The following is a 21,024-nucleotide window of genomic DNA, read 5'->3' on the forward strand; positions in this document are numbered from 1 at the left end:
CATGAACAATATGGATCAAATTGCAAGCTCATCGTCGAACACGGCACTCTTTGCCGGTATCGGTATTATCGTCGCCATCGCCTGGTGGAAGTTTTTCTCCAAGGCGGGATACGCAGGCATCCTCGCCATTATTCCCATTGTAAACTTGGCCGTAGCGTCGAAAATCGTCTTCGACAGCTACTGGTATACTCTGCTCTTTATTATTCCGGGAGTGAACGCCATTTACGGCGCCGTTCTTACCTACAAAATGATGAAATACTTCGAGTGCAACACACTCCTGTCCGTTCTAGCCATCTTCTTTCCCTTCATCATGCTCTTTCCCGCCTTCGGTAGCAACGAGTATCACGGACCGGCGAGAAATTATTAAAGTGTAGCCCCTATGGGGCGACGGCTTACCTAATGTGCGGACACCAGAGCCGACAAAGAAGCGACACTTCGGTGTCGTTTTTTTATGGAATAGAAGATAGTAATATGGCTTTTGGAACCGAAGGATAAATCAATAGACCCCGGTCCTCTTTTTGGGTATCTATGATGAATGGAAGAGCTCATTTAAAACAAAAAGGAGTTGTCTATGAAACTTTCGAAATTAATGAAACTGTCCGCCCTTTCCACTTTTACGCTTATGGGTGGCGGCGGCGGATGCTGCAGCGTCGCCCCCGATGTGAAGCCCCACAGCGAGCTTGCGGCGGAAGAAGCGGCCTTGAATTTGGTCAGAGACGTGGCGAGCGGCGGCTACGATCTGATTTCCACAGAAGACATTAAAAAGAGATTGGACGCGGGAGAAGACATGGTTATTATCGACACCATGCCCGAAGATTCCTATGACAAGAATCATATTCCCGGCGCCCTCGGCGCGGTGCTCCCCGGCACCATGGAGGATGTGGATCCCGAGCGTCGTGGGGCCTTCGTCAAGGCCCTGGGCGACGACAAGGACAAGCCCGTCGTCATCTACTGCGGCCGTGTCAGCTGCTATCGCTCCCATGTAGGTGCCTTAATCGCCAAAGAAGAAGGCTTCACCCATGTCTTGCGCCATCCCGGCGGAATCGACGCTTGGCTCGAAGCGGGATATAAAGCCGAAAGCAAATAAGCGAAGAGAAATAACGAATCACAGCCCTTATTCGACGACGAATGGGGGCTTTTGTGTTTCGTTTTTCGGATGAATCGAGACGAAGAAGAGTGCATAGAAAAAACAAATAGAGCAAGAAATACCATTAGAAAAAACAATGGGAAAGCGATTTACAAGCTGATAATAATCAGGTATTCTTAAATTAATACAAGGAGGTATTTTTATGAAATTAGGAAAGCTGTTCACCATTACTGCACTGTCCGCAGCCCTTTTAGTAGGCTGTGCCGGCGGTGGCGGAAACAATGAAGCCAAAGCCAACAACAACGGCGGCAACGAAGCCAAAGAACCGCCGAAGGTAGAAATGAAAGATCTTCCCGGTACCGCAAGAGACGGTAGCGAAATCGAAATCGAAAAAGCTTCCATGAAGCTCGTCAAAGCTGCCGAAGAAGGCAAGTATGAAATGGTCGACACCGAAGGCCTGAAGAAGATGATCGACGAAAAACAAGACATGATTATCGTCGACACCATGCCCGAAAAATCTTACAAAGCCAATCGTATCCCCGGCGCTGTCAATGCAGAACTTCCCGTTACCATGGACGAAGTAAAACCGGAACAAAAAGAAGCATTCCTTAAATTGCTCGGCGACGACAAGAACAAGACCATCGTTCTCTACTGCGGTTTCGTCGGTTGCGAACGCTCCCACGTCGGCGCTTTAATCGCTGAAGAAGCAGGCTACACCCACATTATTCGTCAACCCGGCGGCATCGGCGCTTGGTTAGAAGCAGGCTACCCCATCGAAAGCGATAACTAAATCCTAAAAGTTAGAAAGAGTCGGCAGGAGCCGGCTCTTTTTGCGTGCGAAAGTCTTGCGTCCCAATCAATTGTTGCCCGTAAAGTATTGAAAAATTGTCGGGGGGGGGTATAATGAATGCAAAGAAAATCACAAATTCTTTTGCTGCGACCATTGATTACAGATAATTTTATGTTGATTGTCGGAACAATTTCATAAAAAATATCAATGTGTAGGATTTTCTTTTCCATGCTACAGTGCTATAATCGATTATGAGAAAAGGAATTGATTTTATGAATCGGTGCAGTGGCCGAGAATTCCGGTAGCAAGAAGGCTGCCCCATGTGCAGCATGGATGAAAACGCTAAGGAACGTAGCTATGTTGTCTAAATGTGAAATACAATTTAGACATCTCGGATTGACCATTGAAGTTACAGGAGGAAATGATGGTAGAAAGGAAAACTCTCGGAAGATATTCCACGTTCACGAAAATTTTTTATTACATATGGTTCGCCTTATCCGCGCTGGTGATCGTCTCGATGTTTAAGGATGTATTCGTGGGCCATATTGATGCACGCAACATTGTGGATCAAATATTTTTCTCTATTATATTGCTAATTGCAGGGTTCGCATTTCGTAATCTACATTTTCTTCTTAAAGGCGTTCTTGAGAAGGGTGAGTTTTCTTTCATATACCTGTATAATCTTTTCTCCCTTGTAAAGACGACGATTGGTGTTGTCTTCTTCTATGGCTGTATAGGTTATGAAGGCGGAGGCGTCGGTTTGGAACGAATTGATTTAAGTCCGGATATGATATTGACCCTTGCCTGTCTTGTTTTCCTTCTGATTGTTTTCGATCTGTTTTTCGTTTATCGGGATATGATTCAGGACAAGTGATTGAATTAAATCAACAGCAAAATAAAAAGGCAGGGAACGAATAGGTTCTCTGCCTTTTACTATTTCTTTCGGATCCAATGTTCCTCCGTGGCGTCCTCGGTAATAGACGTGGTTGCCACCAGCTCGAAATCTTCTTTCAGGGAGGGGATCTTCACATCGCCGCCGGAATGAAGGTTCACCCGGGTAATGTAGGCCTCCTTCACGCGGTGAAAGAGGCTTTTTATAATGCCCGCGCCGCCGACGAGATAGATCTCTTTGCCCTCGTAGGCCCGGAGCTTTTCGTCCAGCTCCTCTTCCGAGGAGAAGTAGAAGAGCTCGTCTTCGTCGGGCAAATTTTGCCGCGTCATGACGCCGGTAATGCGATTGGGAAGCTTGCCCGCATCGTCCAAGGTCTTTCTGCCCATAAGGATCACCTGTCCCGTGGTGCGGGCCTTAAAGCGGGCCAGGTCTTCGGGAATGAAGGTGATCTGCTTGCCGTCTTTAGCAATGGCATCGTCCAAGTCGGCGAGGACGAGGAGAATCATCGAATGGTCTCCACATCGGCGCTCATTTCGGCGGGGTGGAGGCGTTTCAATTCCGCTCGCGCCCGAGCCGGCGTTTCGGAAAAGATTTTAAGCACCCCCGGCGTGGCGTCGTGGCGCAGGAGATTTTTGTCCAGGAGATCTTTGCGCAGGCCCGTGATCAATAGATCGAAGACGTCGATCTTGTTTAAATTCCGTACGAGGCTGTGTTCCAAAAATTTTTCCATGGCGTCGGCCTGAGTAGAGAAGGATCCGTCCACCACGGCCAGGGTATCGAAGGGCGTATCCTTTAATTCGTCGATTTTTTCGGCGAAGGTGTTGTAGAAATCCGCGTCCAAATGGTGGCCGCCGCGGAAATCTTCCTCTTCCAAGGGCAGTTGTACCGTGGAGAGGGAGGCGTTTTGCGAATCAAAGGCCGCCCGATAGGCGTTGGTGGAAAATTCCGCTTCCGTGCCGAGGAGCAGCACGGTCTTGCTCTTACTCAGGCGATCGGCCTCCGCTGCACATTTTTCCGGCAGATCGAAGTCGTCCAGGGGACGGAAGTTGCGACTGCCGTAGAGATGGGGGGCGATGATGGAATATTTCGCCGAGCGCCGCTTCGTTTCCTTTGCCAGATCCAGCCAACGGGGCTCGTCGCGCAGAAGGTCTACGACGAAGAGATGCTCCTTGGGGAAGTGGTTGCGAATGACGGGGATGAGCTCGAAATCTTTCGAGTCCACGGTGTAGAAAAAGATGGGCAAATTTTGCCGATGTTCGAAAAAGGGAATGGCATTTTTTTCCTTGCCCGTCACTTTCTTTTCGTAATCCAATTCCATGCGGTCGTTAGTGGTGCGGTATTTGGATTTCGGCGCGAAGCCGCATTGTTCGTAAAAGGCACGGGCGGAGAGGGGGCCTTGGGCGGTGATTAGCGCGTCTTTTTCCAAACGGGTCTCCAAGAAGCTCAGCATCTGTCTGCCCAAGCCTTGGCGCCGCTTGTCGTAGTCCACGATGATTTCCGATAGGTGGATGCCTTCGTCGGTTTTTTCCGTGACCATGACGCCGATTAAATCCTCGTCGTCGAAGAGGCCGTAGATGATTTTGTCCCTGTCCCAGGTTTTTCTCGCCTCGTCGAAGGCTTCGTCGTAGGGATTAAAGAGAATGTGCTTTCTCATGGCGATGGCCCGATCGTGGGCAGGAGAGCCGTAGGTGATGGTGTTCATGTAAATGGTCATATCAACCTCCAAAAAAAATACAGAGGTCACCCCCTGTATTTTACTTAGTCATCCGTCGCCGTCTGACCCACTTCCGAAAAGTGATAGGTCCAATGGGTGTGGGCGAGAAAATCTTTCAGTTCTTCAATTTTGTTTTCCCGGAAGAGATCCGTAATGTGGGAGTGCTGCTTATTGGTTTCGTGTAAGAGCTTTTGCAGCGCATCGTTGTCGTCCAATTCTTGGCCTTGGCGAATAAAGCGCCGTTGAAGGCGGTCGATGGTCTTGATCAGAGTTTCGTTATTGGACTTCTCGATGTAGATGTCGTGGAAGCGCTCTTGCAGGACGAAATACTCGTCGAATTGGTTGCGGTCGATGTGGAAATCCATAAGCTCCACCAAGTCGTCCATTGACTTCAGATCTTCCTTGGTTAAATTGTGGGCGGCCAGCTCCGCAGCTAAGGCGTCCAAAGGCGCCAGAATGCGGTAAATATCTTCCCCTTCCTTCTTGGTCAGGGGCTTGACCCGAAAGCCGCGGCGGGGAGCGGAGTCCAAAAAGCCGTCGGCGGCCAATTGAATCAAGGCTTCTCTGACAGGCGTGCGGGAAATATTTAATTGCTGACAAATATCCTGTTCGTTTACTTTTTCGTTTGAATTAAGTTTGCCGAGACGAATTTGTTCGGCGATAAAATTATAGACGTGGTCTTTTAAAGACAAAAATTCCATCACGTAACCTCCTTAAGAGACTTTCTTTGAATACAATCATAACATTAGGAAAAAACAATGTCTACAATTTTCACAACTGTATACAAAACCTCTTTTATAAAATAGACAAATTCTTTTTTCGCCGTCAAAATACATCCGAAATGTCGGCGTAGCGGGGCGCCTATGGTATAATTACTTTTTAAGGGGGAAGTCATGGAGAAAGAATTTATCTTAATCGACGGGAAAAAAATCGCCGTCGTCGATACCGGCGAGGGCGAGGACGTGGCCTTTGTCCTTCACGGCTGGGGCGCGAATATCGAATCGGTCATGCCCATCGTCAACAGCTTGCGTGACCGCTACCGGGTCATCGCCTACGACAGCTTGGGCCACGGGGATAGCGACGAGCCCGACGAGGTCATCGGCGGCGACGATTACGTGGCGCTGTTAAAAAAGATTTACGACCACTACGGCGTGAGCCGCGCCACCTGCATCGGCCATTCTTTCGGCGGAAAGACCTTGAGCGTCTTCGCCGCCCTATATCCCGAAATGGTGGATAAATTGGTTTTGGTGGACGCATCCGGCGTGCTGCCCAAGCGTTCTTTTTCCTATTATCGAAAGGTCTACACCTTTAAATTCCTCAAAAATATGTACAAGCTCCTGTTTTTCTGGCAGGACACGGAAAAGGCCATGGCGCGCTTTTACAAGAAATTCGGCTCCGACGACTACAGAGCGGCGGACGGAGTGATGCGCAAGGTCTTTGTCAAGGTGGTGAACGAATCTACGGAAGAATACTTCCCGCGGATTCAGGCGGATACCCTATTGATTTGGGGCGACGAAGACGACGCCACGCCTCTTTATATGGCCAAGGTATTCGAGGAAAAAATTCCCGAAGCGGGCCTGGTCGTGTTAAAGGGCGGCCACTACAGTTACTTAGATGCCTACGGCCAATTCGATGCCGTGCTGCGTTCATTTTTATAAGGAGATATCCATGTATCATTCGGTTTCATTCGTGTTTTTTCTGGCCATTTATCTGGCGTTAAGTATGAGTCTGTATAAAGTTTTTAATAAGCGGGCTCTCTATCCCCTGCACATGCTTCAGCTGGAAGGCTACAACGAAGGGGAATACAAAGCGTGGCTCGCGGCGAATAAGGAAAAGATTAAAGCCTTCCGCTACGCGCCTACCTCGGAAAAGACGCTTTTGGTGATGACGGATCGGGCGAAGCGCCTCTTCGGCACCCACTGCCGATTGAACCGCATTCTGCTCGCCGTGGCCCTCGTCGCCGCCGTGGCAGCGTATGGCATATCGCCTACCTTGGCGGTGATGGTCTTTGCCCTTCTCTGCGTGGGGATTTACTATTTCCAATACGTGGTATTGATTTACGCCAATCGCATCAATTATCCCAGGGAAATGAAAATCAATCAGGGCTTTTACGATTCGGCACAAAAAAAGGTGCGTGACCTAAAGGAAAAGGGCCTGCAGGTCGTGGGGATTACAGGGAGTTTCGGCAAGACCTCCACGAAATTTATTACGTCCACGGTGTTGGAAGAGGCCTTTGTCGTGCAAAACACGCCCTCTTCTTACAACACCCCCATGGGCCTTTCTAAGGTCATTAACAACGAGTTGGACGAAAAAGACGAGATCTTCCTCGCCGAGCTGGGGGCCAAGGAGCCCGGGGAAATCGCCGAAGTGGCGGAGCTGGTACAGCCCTCCATCGGGATCATCACCGCCATCGGGCCCACCCACATGCATCTGTTTAAGACCATCGAAAACATTCAAAAGACCAAGTACGAGCTTATCGAGGCCTTGGCCGATGACGACATCGCCATTTTCAATTACGACAACGACTACGTGAAGCCCTTGGCGGACAAGACGAAAAAGCGCACCATCCGCTACGGCATGGAAGAGATCGACAAGCTCGACGTCTACGCCAAGGACATCGCCGTCCACGAGCGGGGCAGTTCCTTTACCCTGGGCTTTAAGGACAAGGGCGAGGTAAAGGCGGAAACCAAGCTTTTAGGCAAACACAATATCTCCAATCTCCTCGCTGCCGCAAGCGTGGGCTACGTGCTGGGCATGGAGCCTGAGGCCGTGGCTAGGGGCATCGGCAAGGTGGAACCGGTGGAACATCGCCTGAACATCGTCGACGGCGGCACGGGGATCATCGTCATCGACGACGCCTTTAACTCCAATCCCGTGGGCGCTCGGGCGGCCCTGGACGTATTGAGCCAATTCGAAAAGGGCAAGAAGATTATCGTCACGCCGGGCATGGTGGAATTAGGCGATATGGAAGAGGAAGAGAATTATAAACTGGGCAAGGAAATCGCCAAGGTGTGCGACGTGGCCATTCTCGTGGGCAAAAAGCGCACGGCGCCCATTCAAAAGGGCCTGATGGACGCGGGCTTTAGTGAAGACAAGATGATCGTGACCAAGAACTTGGACGAAGCCACGGCCTCCTTGGGCCATGTGGCCGTCGTCGGCGACGTGGTGCTCTTCGAAAACGACCTGCCCGACTCTTACGACGAATAATTTCATGAGAAAGCGGCTTTCGGGCCGTTTTTTCTTTCGTCTTTTTTACGGAATCTTAACGGTTCTTTATTATTCCCGCCGCCGTCTATGATAGAATAAAAAAAGAACGAAACGAAGGGAGACGTTTATATGAAAACAATCGCTGTATTTTTCGGCGGACGCAGTGTGGAACACGAAGTCAGCGTCATTACCGGCATGCAAGTAATCGAAAATTTAGATAAATCCAAATACGAGGCCGTGCCCGTCTACATAACCAAGGACGGAAAGTTTCTCGGCGGCGAAGGCCTGTCCAATTTCAAAACCTTCAAGGAAGGGAATTTCGACGACGCCTTTGAAGTGTACTTTAAAGCCGGAGCAGACGGCAAAATTTACAAGCAAGTGGAAGACAAGGGCGGCCTCTTTTCCAAAGGCGGCTTGAAAGAAGAAGTCTATGCCGACGTGGACATGGCCTTCGTGGCCCTTCACGGCACCTTCGGCGAAGACGGCTCCATTCAAGGCTACTTCGACACCATGGACATCCCCTACATCGGCTGCTCCACCTTATCCGCCGCCGTAGGCATGGACAAAAAAATCATGAAAGACGTCTTCCGCGCCCACGACATTCCCGTGATGGAAGGAATCTGTTTCTATCGCCGTGAGTGGCGGGAAGAAAAAGAAAAAGTGAAAAGCGAAATTGAGGCCCTGGGCTATCCCGTCTTCGTGAAGCCCGTGAACCTGGGCTCATCCATCGGCATTACCAAGGTAAAAGATCCCGCGGATCTGGACGATGCCATGGACCTCGCCGCAAGCTACGACCGCAAGATTTTGGTGGAAAAGGCGGCGGAAAATCCTCGGGAGATCAACTGCGCCGTTCTGGGCTATGCAGGCGATGTGATCGCATCGGCTCTGGAAGAGCCCGTGGGCTGGAAAGATCTCTTGAGCTTCGAAGATAAATACGTGGGCGGCGGCAAAAAATCCGGCCCGAGCAAGGGAAAGAATGCCCGCAACTGCCCTGCCAATGTAGACGAGGACTTAAAGAAAAAAATCGAGGACCTGGCGAAAGAAGCCTTCACCGCCGTCGACGCCTGCGGCACGGCGCGAATCGATTTTCTCGTCACGGAAGCCGGCCCCGTCGTCAACGAAATCAACACCCTGCCCGGCTCCATGGGCTTTTATCTCTGGGAGCCTGTAGGCATTTCCTTTGCGAGCCTATTGGACAGAGTCATCGAGTTGGGTGAAATGCGGGCGAGGGAAAGGAAGGACACCACCTTCAGCTACGAATCCAATTTATTTACGAAAACCACCTACGGAAGCAAGCTGTAGGCCAAAGGAGGCATTATGACCATTCGAGACCGGGTATTGGAAGCCCTGGAAAAAACCGACGGACTGAGCAAACGGGAAATTTTCCGGGCACTGGCCGTCAACGACAATCTGCAAAAGGAAATGAAAGCCCTTTTAAAGGACATGGTAAAAGACGGCACCCTCTACCGGGACGAGGATAAAAATTACCACGTCAGCCTTCGCGACGGCCTTCTCACCGGCACCTTCGAGGGCAACGACAAGGGCTTCGGCTTTTTCGTTCCCGACGACGAGGACGGGGAGGATTTATACATCCACCGCACCAAGGTGAACTCCGCCATGAACAAAGACCGGGTACTGGTGGAAAAGATTCCCTCCAAGGATCCGGACAAGGGGGACGAAGGCAGGGTCGTCACCGTTCTCGAGCGGGCAAATCACCGCATCGTCGGCATTTACGACGACGCAATGCGCTTCGGCTTCGTCATTCCCGACGACAAGCGAATCCCCGACGACATTTTCATTCCGAAGAAATGGAAAAACGGCGCCGAAGACGGCCAAAAAGTCGTCGTGGACATTGAAAAATTCCCCGAGCCCAATAAAAAGGCCGAGGGAAAAATCGTGGAGGTCCTGGGCTATCCCGACGATAAAAACGTGGACATCCTCTCCATCGCCTACGCCATGGGCCTGGATCTGGAATTTCCGAGAGATGTCATGGAAGAAGCCGACGCCATTCCTCAAAAGGTAAGCCGCTCCGCCGTGGCGGGGAGAGAAGATTTCCGCGAGGTAACCACCTTCACCATCGACGGCGCCGATTCCAAGGACTTCGACGACGCCCTCAGCGTACGCCCCTTAAAGGAGGGCCGCTGGGAAGTGGGCGTCCACATCGCCGACGTGGCGGAATACGTGCGCGCGGGCAGTCCTTTGGACAGAGAAGCTCTGCACCGGGGCAACAGCGTCTATCTTTTAAGCGAAGTGCTGCCCATGCTCCCCAAGGCGCTGTCCAACGGCATCTGCTCCTTAAACGAAGGGGTGGACCGCCTCTGCTTGAGCGTGGTCTTCGAGCTGGACGAAAAGGGCAAGGTCTATAATTTCCACATCGCCGAGACGGTGATCAACAGCGACCGACGCCTGGTCTATGCCGATGTCAGCGACTTTTTGGAAGATGGGCGAATCGACGATTCCCTAAAAGATCTCACGGAAGAGCTGACGATTCTTAATACCATTGCAAAAAATCGCCGCAAGATGCGGGATAAGCGGGGCAATATCGATTTTTCCTTCGATGAGCCCGCCATCGAGCTGGATGCCGACGGCCACCCCATACACATCGGCCTGGCGGATCACCGGGACGCCAACGATCTGATCGAGGAATTTATGCTTCTCGCCAACGAAACCGTTTCGGAGGTCTATCATAAAAAGAAGCTCCCCTTCATCTATCGGATTCACGAAGAGCCCGACGCCGAAAAGCTCACCCTGTTGAATGCGGTGATCCGTCCCTTCGGCTACCACTTGGATCTCACCAAGGACATCCATCCTAAGGACATTCAAAAGCTGACCCAAGCCTGCAAGGGCAAAGACGAAGAGGCGCTGATTCAAACCATGGTGCTCAGGAGCATGCAAAAGGCCCGCTACAGCGAGGAGCTTGGCGGCCACTTCGGCCTCGCCGCCAAGTACTACTCCCATTTCACCTCGCCCATTCGCCGCTATGCGGATTTAACCATTCACCGGGTCATTAAGCAGGACTTAAACCACGTCCTGGACACGAAGCTCATCGATCTGTACCAAAAAACCTTCCCGGACATCGCCGATCACATATCCGCCACGGAAAAAATCGCTCAGGAAGCGGAACGCAAGGTAGTGGATGTGAAGATGGCTCAATACATGGCCGATCACATCGGCGAAAGTTTCGACGCCAAAGTGTCGGGGATCACGTCCTTCGGCATCTTCTGCGAGCTGGACAATACGGTGGAAGGGCTTATCGGCTACGCCTCCATGGACGATTTTTACCGCTTCGACGAGGATCACTACGTGGCCGTAGGCGAGCGAACGAAAAAGACCATTCACATGGGCGATCCCATGCGCATCGTCGTAGCCGGTGCCGATCCCATTTTGGGGCGCATCGATTTTCAATTAGAGGAGGAGGCCCGTGGCTAAAAAGAAAAACAACGGACCGGACAATTTGGCCAACAACAAAAAGGCCTTTCACGAATACCATATCGAAAATACCTACGAGGCGGGCATCGTCTTAAAGGGAACGGAAGTCAAGAGCATTCGCAAGGGCAGCGTCGCCATAAAAGAAGCCTATTGCTCCATCGAAGGGGGCGAGATCTTTATCGAAGGCATGCACGTGGCGCCCTACGAACAGGGTAACCGCTTTAATCTGGAGCCCTTGAGAAAGCGCAAGCTCCTCATGCACAAAAAAGAGATCGCTCAGCTGGCAAGGGCCACGGAGCGGGAGGGCTACACCATCGTGCCCTTAAACGTGCACCTGACTCGCGGCAGGGTGAAAATCTCCATCGCCGAGGCCAAGGGCAAGAAGCTTCACGACAAGCGGGAAGCCATCAAGAAGCGGGACATCGAGCGGGACATCAAGCGCTACGTGGACCGCTAATGTTTAAAATTCCTTTCTTTCGGATATCAGTGTACTAAGCAATAGTTTACTGAAAGAAAAGGAGTCGTATATGACGAAAAAAATCGGTTTAATCGTAGGTTCTCTAAGAAAAGAATCCTGGAACAGAAAGGTTGCGGAAAATGTGCAAGCCATGTTCCCGGAAGGCTACGAAGCGGAATTTATCGAAATCGGCGATCTGCCTCTCTATAACGAAGACTTTGAAAAGGAAAAGAACGAGCCCGAAAGCTACGCCCGCTTCCGCAAAGAAGTGGAAGAGAAAGACGGCTTCATCTTCTTTACACCGGAATATAATCGCCTTTGCGCCCCGGCCATTAAAAACGCCATCGACGTGGCAAGTCGCCCTTACGGCAAGAGCAAATGGGGCACCAAGCCCGCTGCCGTCGTCAGCGCCAGCGTCGGCACATCCGGCGGCATGGCAGCGAATTTCAGCCTGAGACAGAATCTGATCTTCGTCGACCTCATTCCCCTGCAACAGCCGGAAGTCTATTTGGCCTCCGTCCACGAGCTCTTCGACAAAGACGGGGCATTGGTCAAAGACACGGAAGCCTTCCTGCAAAGCTTCGTCGACGCCTTCGTCGCACACGCAAACCGCTTCTGATCGAGTGCAACAAAAGCCTGCTGAACGCGGGCTTTTATTATTTTGTCGGAAAGAAAAGAAAAGTCAAACAAGGTCAAAAAACTTATTGCAATCCATAGCAAAGGTGCTATAATAGAATCAAGGTCAAAGAAAGTCAACTGAGGTGATTTATGGAATATAAAGATTATTATAAAATTCTCGGCGTGGAAAAAGACGCCGATCAAAAGACGATAAAAAAAGCATTTCGCAAATTGGCGAAACAATATCACCCGGACCTTCATCCCGACGACAAAAAGGCACATGAAAAGTTTAAAGAGATCAACGAAGCCTACGAAGTTCTGTCCGATCCGAAAAAGAAACAGACCTATGACCAATTCGGAAGCGCCGGTAATTTCTCCGGCGGCATGAACTTCGATCCCTCCCAATACGGCTACACCTACACCACCACCGGCGGCGAAGGGGACTTCAGCGATTTCTTCGATATGTTTTTCGGCACAAGCGCAAGCACCGGCTCGAAGCGCAAAAGCTCCACCTTCAATATGGGAGATATTTTCGGCGGCGGTGCCCGCAGAGCCCGAAAACCCCAACGGATGCAGTACGCGGCGGATCTCACCGTTTCCATGGACGAGGCCTACCGCGGCGTAGAGCGGCGTGTAAGCCTCACCGTGGACGGGCGCGGGGTGGAAATCCCCGTGAAGGTGCCCGCAGGCATTACCGAAGGCAAGAAGCTGAAGGTGCGGGGCGATAAATTCGGCGTGGAAGGGGACATCCTCTTTAAAATCCACGTCACGGCGCCCAAGGGCGTGGAAATCCAAGGACTGGACATCGTCATGGATCAAACCGTCTATCCCTGGCAAGCCTATTTCGGCGACAAGGTCACCTGTACCTTGCCCGCCGGCAAGCTGCGCATTACCGTCCCCGAAAAAACCAAGGGCGGACAAAAGCTGCGGCTGCCGAAAAAAGGTTTAAAGGATTTAAAGGGCAACACCGGCGATGCCTACATTCGCTTCGTCATCGTGAACCCGGATCAATTAAGTGAGGAAGAAGAAGCCCTCTATAAACAATTAAAAGAAAATCACAAAACCACAAAATAAAAAATTAATCTAATGAATGAAAGGAGTGCCATATGAAAATCGATAAATTTACACAAAAAAGCATGGCCGCTTTAGAAAGCGCGCAAAATTTGGCACAAGAATACGGAAATCCGGAGGTAGACGTCCTCCACTTAAACAAAGCTTTGGTCTCCGACGACGAAGGCCTGATCCCTCGCGTCTTAAACTACATGGGCATCGACGCCAAGGAGGTTGAAAACGCCCTGGACCGGGAAATCGGCCGCCTCTCCAAGCAAACCGGCGCCACGCCCCGCCTCTCAAACGCCATGAACGGCGTCTTAACCGACGCATTGAAAGAAGCCAAGCGCCTCGGCGACAGCTACGTCAGCGTGGAACACCTCTACCTCGCCATGATCAAGGGCGACGGGGTGAACAACAAGCGAATCCTTAAAGAGTTTTCCATCGACGAAGACAGCTTTATGGGCGCCTTAAAAGAAATTCGCGGCAATCAACACGTCACCAGCGACAATCCCGAAGACACCTACGAAGCATTAAATAAATACGGCAGGGATCTGACGGTGGAAGCGGCCAAGGGCAAAATGGACCCGGTCATCGGCCGCGACGACGAAGTGCGCCACGTGATCCGCATCCTCTCTCGCCGCACGAAAAACAATCCCGTCTTAATCGGTGAGCCCGGCGTGGGGAAAACCGCCATTGTGGAAGGTTTGGCCCAACGAATCGTGGCGGGAGATGTGCCCGACGGCTTGAAAAATAAAACCGTCTTTTCCCTGGACATGGGGGCGTTGATCGCCGGGGCCAAGTACCGCGGGGAATTTGAAGAACGCTTGAAGGCCGTCTTAAACGAAGTGAAGAGCTCCGAAGGCGAAATCATTATGTTTATCGACGAAATTCACAACATCGTCGGCGCCGGCAAGAGCGAAGGCGCCATGGACGCGGGCAATCTCTTAAAGCCCATGCTCGCACGGGGCGAGCTCCACACCATCGGCGCCACCACCTTGGACGAGTACCGCAAGTATATCGAAAAAGACCCGGCTCTGGAACGCCGCTTCCAAAAGGTGCAAGTGCAAGAGCCCACGGTGGAAGACACAATCTCCATCTTGCGTGGCCTGAAGGAAAAATACGAAATTTATCACGGCATTCGCATTTCCGACGGCGCCGTCATTCAATCGGCCCTGCTCTCCGATCGCTACATCACCGATCGCTTCCTTCCCGACAAGGCCATCGACCTTATGGACGAAGCCTGCGCCATGGTGCGCACGGAAATCGAGTCCATGCCCACGGAAATCGACGAAATCCGCCGGCACATCCTCCAACTTGAAATCGAACGGGAAGCCCTGAAGAAGGAAACCGACGACGCGTCGAAAAAACGGCTCGCCGCTCTGGAAGAAGAGCTGGCTGAAGAAAAGGCCGATTACGACGCCCTTATCGCCCGTTGGGAAACGGAAAAGAAAGAGCTGGAAGGCGAAAAAAATATTAAAGAAGCCATCGACCGGGTGCGTCACGAAATCGAAGAAGCGGAACGCAACTACGATTTGGAAAAACTCTCCGCCCTGAAATACGGCGAGCTGCCTCAACTGGAAGAAAAGCTGAAAGAGGAGCAAGGCAAGGAAAAGGGCGACGGCAAGCTCATTAAAGAAGAAGTCACGGAAGAAGAAATAGCCGAAGTCGTCAGCAAATGGACGGGCATTCCCGTCTCGAAGCTGGCTGAAACGGAACGGGAAAAACTCCTTCACTTAGACGACATCTTAAAGAAGCGCGTCGTGGGACAGGCCGATGCCACCAAAGCCGTAAGCGACGCCGTGCTTCGCGCCCGCGCCGGGCTCAAGGCGCAAAACCGCCCCATCGGCAGCTTCATCTTCTTAGGGCCTACCGGCGTGGGCAAAACCGAAACCGCCAAGGCCTTGACGGAAGCCCTCTTCGACGACGAGCGGAACATGATTCGCATCGACATGAGCGAATACATGGAAAAACACAGCGTCTCGCGATTGGTCGGATCGCCCCCGGGATATGTGGGCTACGACGAAGGCGGCCAACTCACCGAGGCTGTGCGCAGAAAGCCCTACTCCGTCATCCTCTTCGATGAAATCGAAAAGGCCCACCGCGACGTCTTCAACATCCTTTTGCAAGTCTTAGACGACGGCCGCCTCACCGACAACCAAGGTCGCACCGTGGACTTTAAAAACACGGTGATCATTATGACTTCCAACATCGGCTCCCAAGATTTAATCGAAGGCGTCACGGAGGACGGCCACATCTCCGATGAAGCGAAAGATTCCGTCAGCAGAGAAATGAAGGAACACTTCCGCCCGGAATTTTTAAATCGGGTGGACGAAATCGTCCTCTTCAAGCCCCTGTTGAAAGACGAAATCGTAAAGATCATCGACACGAATATCGCGGAAATCGAAAGCCGCCTGGAAGACAGAGATATTCACATCTCCGCCACCGACGAAGCCAAGGACAAGATCTTGGCCGAAGCCTACGACGTGCTCTACGGCGCACGGCCCGTGAAGCGCTATATCCAAAACCACATCGAAACCAAACTCTCCCGCGCCCTCATTGCCGGCGAGATTATGGATGGCGATCATTTGGAAATTGCCGTGGACGGCGACGACTATATCATCAAAAAATAAATCAAAAACAAAACGCTCGAGAGATCTCGGGCGTTTTTTGCGTGGGGGGAAATGATGTGGGGTATGAAAAAAGCAAAAGTAAAGAAGCAAAGGAGAAGAAAATGATTTACGATTACGCAGTAAAAGACATCGAAGGGCAGGATCTGTCCTTGAAAACCTACGAAGGCAAAGTGCTTTTGATCGTCAACACCGCCTCAAAATGCGGCTTTACGAAACAATACGCCGGCCTACAAGCTTTATACGAAAAATACAAAGATCGGGGTCTCGTCGTCTTGGCCTTTCCCTGCAACCAGTTCGGTCATCAGGAGCCAGGCGACGAAAGTGCCATCAAAAATTTCTGCAGCGACACCTTCGGCGTCACCTTCCCGGTCATGGGGAAGATCGACGTCAATGGCGAGGATGCCCATCCTTTATATAAAGAATTGAAAAAAGCCCAAGGCGGACTTTTAGGCGACGACATTAAATGGAATTTTACGAAATTTCTCGTGGACAGAGAGGGACGCGTCGCGGATCGCTTTGCGCCGCAAAAGGATCCGAAGAGCCTGGAAGAAAAAATCGAGGCGCTTTTATAATCCGGGCGGTCCGTTCTGAAAACTTTCGAAAAAGCCTTGCAATCACGGGGCAAATCGGTTATTATAGCTAAGTTGCCAAAGTAGATACGTGCGGATAGAGCCTTTTGGCCGGAAATTCCGCGAAAAATGCCTAAATCTCTTGATTTCGGGTTATTTTTTATGTATAATACCAGGGTATGCGTGAGACATGCGTTGACACAATAGGTGGCTTTGAAACAGGCGCAAAGATGTGTTCGCATCGGAGGCTTGCGGAAAAGGGAATTATTGTCGAGAATGTCCAATCGTGAATTGGGCGACGGAGTGCCCGACTTTTTTTACGGGATGCAGAAAACACCCGGCTAGGTTGATCGGCGCTCTTCCCTTATCGTTGAGGAAAATGCACAAGGAGGGACTAAATGTCTGCAAATGTAAAACAAAAAATCAGAATTCGTTTGAAAGCTTATGACCACGAGCTGTTGGATAGCTCCGCTCAAAGAATTGTCGAAGCGGCAAAAGCCAGCGGCGCCGATGTATCGGGTCCGGTACCCTTGCCCACGGAAAAAGAAATCATTACGATTCTTCGTTCCGTACACAAACACAAGGATTCCCGTGAACAATTCGAACAAAGAACGCACAAGCGTTTAATCGACATCATGAACCCGAATCAAAAGACCGTGGATTCTTTAATGAAACTCAATCTGCCCGCAGGTGTAGATATCGAGATAAAACTGTAAGCTGTCGGACTATATGATTGCCAAGCAATCCGCTGTAATGGAGGTATTTTATGAAATATGCATTGGGTAAAAAGATTGGCATGACCCAAGTCTTTACCGAAGAAGGCGTCCAAGTTCCCGTCACCGTCGTGGCGGTTGAACCCCAAGTGGTCGTTCAAAGAAAGACCAAAGACATCGACGGTTACGAAGCGATTCAAGTCGCTACCGGCGCCGTAAAGGAAAAACGCGTCAACAAACCTTTAAAGGGCCACTTCGACAAGGCCGGTGTGGAATACAAACGAGTGCTTCGTGAATTCCCCTTGGCTGACGGCGAAGATTTCAACGTCGGCGACACCTTGGATGTCACTGTATTTGAAGCAGGCGACAAGGTCGACATTACCGGTACCAGCAAGGGTAAAGGAACCGCCGGTTTGATTAAGCGCCACAACTTCGGTCGCGGCCGTGAAACCCACGGTTCTAAATTCCACAGAATGCCCGGTGGTATGGGTGCTGCATCCTACCCGGGTCGCGTATGGAAGGGCCACCGCATGATGGGTCGCATGGGGAACGAACGGGTCACCGTTCAAAACCTCGAAGTTGTACGTGTCGACGCCGACAACAACTTCCTTTTAATTAAAGGTGCCGTTCCCGGACCGAAAAACGGACTCGTTCGCGTTCGTGCCACGGTTAAAAGCGGTAAATAAGCGAGAGGAGGACACTAACAATGACTAAGTTCCAAATGGTAGATATGGCCGGCAAGTCCTTAGAAGAAATCGAACTTTCCGACGATATCTTTAATGTAGAAATTAACGAACACGTCGTCTATTTGGTCGTGAAGAATATTCTCGCCAACAGACGTCAAGGCACACAGTCCGCCAAAACTCGCGCAGAGGTTCGCGGCGGCGGCAAGAAGCCCTGGAGACAAAAGGGCACGGGCCGTGCAAGACAAGGTTCCATTCGTTCGCCTCAATGGCGCGGCGGCGGCATCGTCTTTGCACCGAAGCCGAGAAGCTACCGCTACACGACCCCGAAAAAGGTTCGTCGTTTAGCTATGAAGTCTGTTTTAACGGCAAAGGTTCAAGAAAAAGAACTCATCGTCGTAGATCAATTGGCTCTGGATGCTCCCAAGACCAAGGCATTGAGCGATGCGCTGGCCAAGATGGGCGCCGCTGAAAAGGCATTGATCGTCACGGCAAACAGCGATCAAAACGTCGTATTGAGTGCGAGAAACTTACCGAAGGCGGAAGTTTCCACGGTAGGCACCTTGAATGTTTACGACATATTAAAATACGATTCCCTGATCCTCACCAAGGATGCGCTGGACAAAATCGTGGAGGTGTATAACTAATGAAAAACTTTGATATCATCATTCGTCCTATCATTACTGAACAATCCATGGCACAAATGGATGAAAACAAGTACACCTTTGAAGTAGCGAAGACGAGCAATAAATCGGAAATCAAAAAAGCCATCGAATCGATCTTCTCCGTCAAGGTAGCCAAGGTCAACACGATGAACATGACGGGTAAAGTCAAACGTCAAGGCATGAATATCGGCAAGCGTCCCAACTGGAAGAAGGCCATCGTCACCTTAACGGATGACTCCAAGCCGATTGAATTCTTCGACAACATGCAATAAGCCTAAGGAGGGACATTCATGGAGATCAAAAGATATAAACCGACGACGAACGGCCGCAGAGGCATGACCGTCGCCAGTTTTGAAGAAATTACCAGAAGCAAGCCTGAAAAGAGCTTGGTCGTAAGCCTCAATAAATCGGCAGGCCGCAACGCACACGGCCGCATCACCAGTCGCCACAGAGGCGGCGGTGCTGCTAAGAAATACAGAATCATCGACTTTAAGCGTTCGAAAGACGGCGTACCCGCAAAGGTCGCTCACATCGAATACGACCCGAACCGTACGTCTTACATCGCTTTGTTGAACTATGCGGACGGCGAAAAGCGCTACATCTTAGCTCCTAAGGGCTTAAAGGTCGGCGACAAGGTGGAATCCGGCGAAGATGCGGACATTAAGATCGGCAACGCCCTTCCCCTGTACGCTATTCCCATCGGTACCACGGTACACAATATCGAAATGACCCCCAGCAAGGGCGGCCAAATCGCTCGTGCAGCCGGTACCTCGGCGCAACTTTCCGCAAAAGAAGGCAAGATGGCTCAACTCCGTCTTCCCTCCGGCGAATACCGCCGCGTCAGCGTCAACTGCCGCGCCACCGTCGGTACAGTAGGCAACATTAGCCACGAACTGATTAACTTAGGTAAGGCCGGTAAGAAACGTCACCTGGGCATTCGTCCCCACGTTCGCGGTTCCGCGATGAACCCTGTGGATCACCCCCACGGCGGTGGTGAAGGTCGTACGCCGATCGGTCGTCCTTCCCCGATGACACCCTGGGGCAAGAAGGCTCTGGGTCTTAAGACGCGTAAGAAGAACAAGAAGAGCGATCGTTACATCGTTCGTCGTAGAACGAAATAAGGGAGGAGGAAGCAATGTCCAGATCCATTAAGAAGGGGCCTTTTGCAGATGAACATCTGTTAAAGAAAATCGACGCCCTTAACGAAGCAAACAAAAAAGAAGTGGTAAAAACTTGGTCTCGTCGCTCGACGATCTTCCCGGAAATGGTGTCCCACACCATCGCCGTTCACGACGGAAGAAAGCACGTACCGATTTATATTACCGAAGACATGGTTGGCCACAAGCTTGGCGAGTTTGTTCTGACCAGAACCTACCGTGGTCACGCAGGCAGCGAAAAGACCACGAGAATGTAAGGAGGAGTAACGAATGGAAGCAAGAGCAATTGCAAAATACGTGCGTATTTCTCCTTTGAAGGTCAACTTCATCTGTGCTGAAATTCGCGGCAAGCAAGTGGACGAAGCCCTGGCGCTTTTGAAATTCACACCGAAGCGCGGCGCTCGTGAACTTTATAAAGTTCTTCACTCCGCCGTCGCCAATGCGGAAAACAACCTGAACCTGGATCGCGAAGATCTCATCGTGAAGGAAGCTTACGCAAACGACGGTCCGACAATGAAACGTTTCCGCCCGAAAGCGAAGGGCATGGCGTATCCGATTCTGAAGCGCTCCAGCCACATCGGCGTGGTCGTTTCCGAAAGAGAATAAGAAGGGGGAGAAGAATGGGTCAAAAAGTAAATCCGCACGGTCTTCGTGTAGGGATCATTAAAGATTGGGATTCCAAATGGTATGCCGACAAAAAAGACTTTGGAGATCTCCTCGTCGAAGACAACGAAATTCGTAAATACATTAAAAAGAACTTGTTCCAAGCAGGCGTTTCCCGCATCGAAATCGAACGGGCTGCCAACAAGGTCAAGATTTCCATTTCCACGGCAAAGCCGGGCATGGTCATCGGCCGCGGCGGTACCGGCGTGGAAGAACTTCGCCAAGAGCTTGAAAAATTAACCGGCAGAAGCGTCGTCATCAATGTGGATGAAATCAAAAATCCCGACTTGGATGCGACCTTAATCGCCGAAAACATCGCAGCACAATTGGAACGCCGCGTCGCTTTCCGTCGTGCTATGAAACAAACCATTCAACGCGTCATGCGCTTAGGCGTTAAGGGTATCCGTACCCAATGCTCCGGCCGTTTGGGCGGCGCCGACATGGCCCGTCGCGAAGGCTACAGCGAAGGAACCATTCCCCTTCAAACCCTGCGCGCAGACATCGATTACGGTTTTGCCGAAGCCGACACCACTTACGGAAAGATCGGCGTGAAGGTATGGCTCTATAAGGGAGAAGTTCTTCCCGAAGCGCCCCAAGGACGCAGAAACCGTAGAGACAACAGACGTCGCGGCAACAACGACAAGCGCCGCGGTGGAAACCGCAGAAATCAAGGCCAAGGCCAAGATAGACGGTAAGT

Annotated in this window: 24 protein-coding genes; 21 read left to right on the forward strand and 3 right to left on the reverse strand. The window is 51.2% G+C overall.

Annotated features, from left to right (window positions below):
- Position 1 precedes the first annotated feature (1 nt).
- The 4 genes from BN7444_RS05565 to BN7444_RS05580 all read left to right on the forward strand — a co-directional run bounded on the left by BN7444_RS05565 (position 2) and on the right by BN7444_RS05580 (position 2,751).
- Positions 2–367: a DUF5684 domain-containing protein gene (locus BN7444_RS05565; protein WP_068456895.1), complete on the forward strand. Its 366-nt coding sequence runs from the start codon at positions 2–4 to the stop codon at positions 365–367.
- Between the two features lie 204 nt (positions 368–571).
- Complete coding sequence (locus BN7444_RS05570) at positions 572–1,087, forward strand: rhodanese-like domain-containing protein (RefSeq protein ID WP_068456898.1); 516 nt, start codon at positions 572–574, stop codon at positions 1,085–1,087.
- Between the two features lie 202 nt (positions 1,088–1,289).
- Complete coding sequence (locus BN7444_RS05575) at positions 1,290–1,877, forward strand: rhodanese-like domain-containing protein (RefSeq protein WP_245654200.1); 588 nt, start codon at positions 1,290–1,292, stop codon at positions 1,875–1,877.
- A gap of 424 nt (positions 1,878–2,301) precedes the next feature.
- A complete protein-coding gene (locus BN7444_RS05580) occupies positions 2,302–2,751 on the forward strand; it encodes a hypothetical protein (protein WP_068456901.1) in 450 nt (149 codons plus the stop codon).
- Positions 2,752–2,810: 59 nt separating this feature from the next.
- Here the strand turns inward: BN7444_RS05580 and BN7444_RS05585 are convergent, their stop codons facing one another.
- Genes BN7444_RS05585 through BN7444_RS05595 form a run of 3 tightly spaced genes read right to left on the reverse strand, consistent with a single transcriptional unit; the run spans position 2,811 to position 5,184 of the window.
- A complete protein-coding gene (locus tag BN7444_RS05585; protein ID WP_068456904.1) occupies positions 2,811–3,275 on the reverse strand; it encodes a dihydrofolate reductase in 465 nt (154 codons plus the stop codon).
- The gene (locus BN7444_RS05590) at positions 3,272–4,483 is read right to left on the reverse strand and encodes a GNAT family N-acetyltransferase (RefSeq protein ID WP_068456907.1); all 1,212 of its coding nucleotides are present in this window, start codon (positions 4,481–4,483) and stop codon (positions 3,272–3,274) included. The genes BN7444_RS05585 and BN7444_RS05590 overlap by 4 nt, the downstream gene beginning before the upstream one ends.
- A gap of 44 nt (positions 4,484–4,527) precedes the next feature.
- Entirely contained in the window at positions 4,528–5,184 is a 657-nt protein-coding gene (locus tag BN7444_RS05595; RefSeq protein ID WP_068456910.1) for a GntR family transcriptional regulator, read from the reverse strand.
- Between the two features lie 192 nt (positions 5,185–5,376).
- Here BN7444_RS05595 and BN7444_RS05600 point away from each other — a divergent pair, with 192 nt between their 5' ends.
- The 17 genes from BN7444_RS05600 (at position 5,377) to rpsC (ending at position 21,022) form a co-directional block, all read left to right on the forward strand.
- Positions 5,377–6,141 carry an alpha/beta fold hydrolase gene (locus tag BN7444_RS05600; protein ID WP_068456913.1) on the forward strand — a complete coding sequence of 255 codons (765 nt, stop codon included), beginning with the start codon at positions 5,377–5,379 and terminating at the stop codon, positions 6,139–6,141.
- Between the two features lie 10 nt (positions 6,142–6,151).
- Positions 6,152–7,690, forward strand: a complete 1,539-nt coding sequence (locus BN7444_RS05605) for a UDP-N-acetylmuramoyl-tripeptide--D-alanyl-D-alanine ligase (RefSeq protein ID WP_135122042.1) — start codon at positions 6,152–6,154, stop codon at positions 7,688–7,690.
- 129 nt (positions 7,691–7,819) lie between these two features.
- The gene (locus BN7444_RS05610) at positions 7,820–8,992 is read left to right on the forward strand and encodes a D-alanine--D-alanine ligase family protein (protein ID WP_068456916.1); all 1,173 of its coding nucleotides are present in this window, start codon (positions 7,820–7,822) and stop codon (positions 8,990–8,992) included.
- Positions 8,993–9,007: 15 nt separating this feature from the next.
- Positions 9,008–11,119 (forward strand): ribonuclease R, encoded by a 2,112-nt coding sequence (gene rnr / locus BN7444_RS05615; RefSeq protein WP_068456920.1) that lies wholly within the window; start codon positions 9,008–9,010, stop codon positions 11,117–11,119.
- Entirely contained in the window at positions 11,112–11,576 is a 465-nt protein-coding gene (gene smpB / locus BN7444_RS05620; protein ID WP_068456925.1) for an SsrA-binding protein SmpB, read from the forward strand. The genes rnr and smpB overlap by 8 nt, the downstream gene beginning before the upstream one ends.
- Before the next feature lie 70 nt (positions 11,577–11,646).
- The gene (locus BN7444_RS05625) at positions 11,647–12,195 is read left to right on the forward strand and encodes an NADPH-dependent FMN reductase (protein ID WP_068456928.1); all 549 of its coding nucleotides are present in this window, start codon (positions 11,647–11,649) and stop codon (positions 12,193–12,195) included.
- A 149-nt stretch (positions 12,196–12,344) separates the two neighbouring features.
- Positions 12,345–13,268 carry a DnaJ domain-containing protein gene (locus tag BN7444_RS05630; protein ID WP_068456931.1) on the forward strand — a complete coding sequence of 308 codons (924 nt, stop codon included), beginning with the start codon at positions 12,345–12,347 and terminating at the stop codon, positions 13,266–13,268.
- A gap of 32 nt (positions 13,269–13,300) precedes the next feature.
- Entirely contained in the window at positions 13,301–15,877 is a 2,577-nt protein-coding gene (gene clpB / locus BN7444_RS05635; protein ID WP_068456935.1) for an ATP-dependent chaperone ClpB, read from the forward strand.
- A 101-nt stretch (positions 15,878–15,978) separates the two neighbouring features.
- Complete coding sequence (locus tag BN7444_RS05640; RefSeq protein WP_068456939.1) at positions 15,979–16,449, forward strand: glutathione peroxidase; 471 nt, start codon at positions 15,979–15,981, stop codon at positions 16,447–16,449.
- Positions 16,450–16,844: 395 nt separating this feature from the next.
- On the forward strand, positions 16,845–17,162 hold the full coding sequence (gene rpsJ / locus BN7444_RS05645) for a 30S ribosomal protein S10 (protein WP_068456942.1): 318 nt from the start codon (positions 16,845–16,847) through the stop codon (positions 17,160–17,162).
- Positions 17,163–17,212: 50 nt separating this feature from the next.
- A complete protein-coding gene (gene rplC / locus BN7444_RS05650) occupies positions 17,213–17,845 on the forward strand; it encodes a 50S ribosomal protein L3 (RefSeq protein WP_068456945.1) in 633 nt (210 codons plus the stop codon).
- Positions 17,846–17,865: 20 nt separating this feature from the next.
- Positions 17,866–18,489, forward strand: a complete 624-nt coding sequence (gene rplD, locus BN7444_RS05655; RefSeq protein ID WP_068456949.1) for a 50S ribosomal protein L4 — start codon at positions 17,866–17,868, stop codon at positions 18,487–18,489.
- On the forward strand, positions 18,489–18,779 hold the full coding sequence (rplW, locus tag BN7444_RS05660; protein WP_068456951.1) for a 50S ribosomal protein L23: 291 nt from the start codon (positions 18,489–18,491) through the stop codon (positions 18,777–18,779). Before rplD ends, rplW begins: the two co-directional genes overlap by 1 nt.
- 18 nt (positions 18,780–18,797) lie before the next feature.
- A complete protein-coding gene (rplB, locus tag BN7444_RS05665) occupies positions 18,798–19,628 on the forward strand; it encodes a 50S ribosomal protein L2 (protein ID WP_068456953.1) in 831 nt (276 codons plus the stop codon).
- 14 nt (positions 19,629–19,642) lie between these two features.
- A complete protein-coding gene (gene rpsS, locus BN7444_RS05670) occupies positions 19,643–19,921 on the forward strand; it encodes a 30S ribosomal protein S19 (protein ID WP_068456956.1) in 279 nt (92 codons plus the stop codon).
- 13 nt (positions 19,922–19,934) lie between these two features.
- Positions 19,935–20,270: a 50S ribosomal protein L22 gene (rplV, locus tag BN7444_RS05675; RefSeq protein WP_068456959.1), complete on the forward strand. Its 336-nt coding sequence runs from the start codon at positions 19,935–19,937 to the stop codon at positions 20,268–20,270.
- A 14-nt stretch (positions 20,271–20,284) separates the two neighbouring features.
- Complete coding sequence (gene rpsC, locus BN7444_RS05680) at positions 20,285–21,022, forward strand: 30S ribosomal protein S3 (protein ID WP_068456962.1); 738 nt, start codon at positions 20,285–20,287, stop codon at positions 21,020–21,022.
- The last annotated feature ends 2 nt before the right edge of the window (positions 21,023–21,024 follow it).

Origin of the sequence: Peptoniphilus pacaensis (genome assembly GCF_900088125.1) — a bacterium.
GTDB classification, from domain to species: Bacteria; Bacillota; Clostridia; order Tissierellales; family Peptoniphilaceae; genus Aedoeadaptatus; species Aedoeadaptatus pacaensis.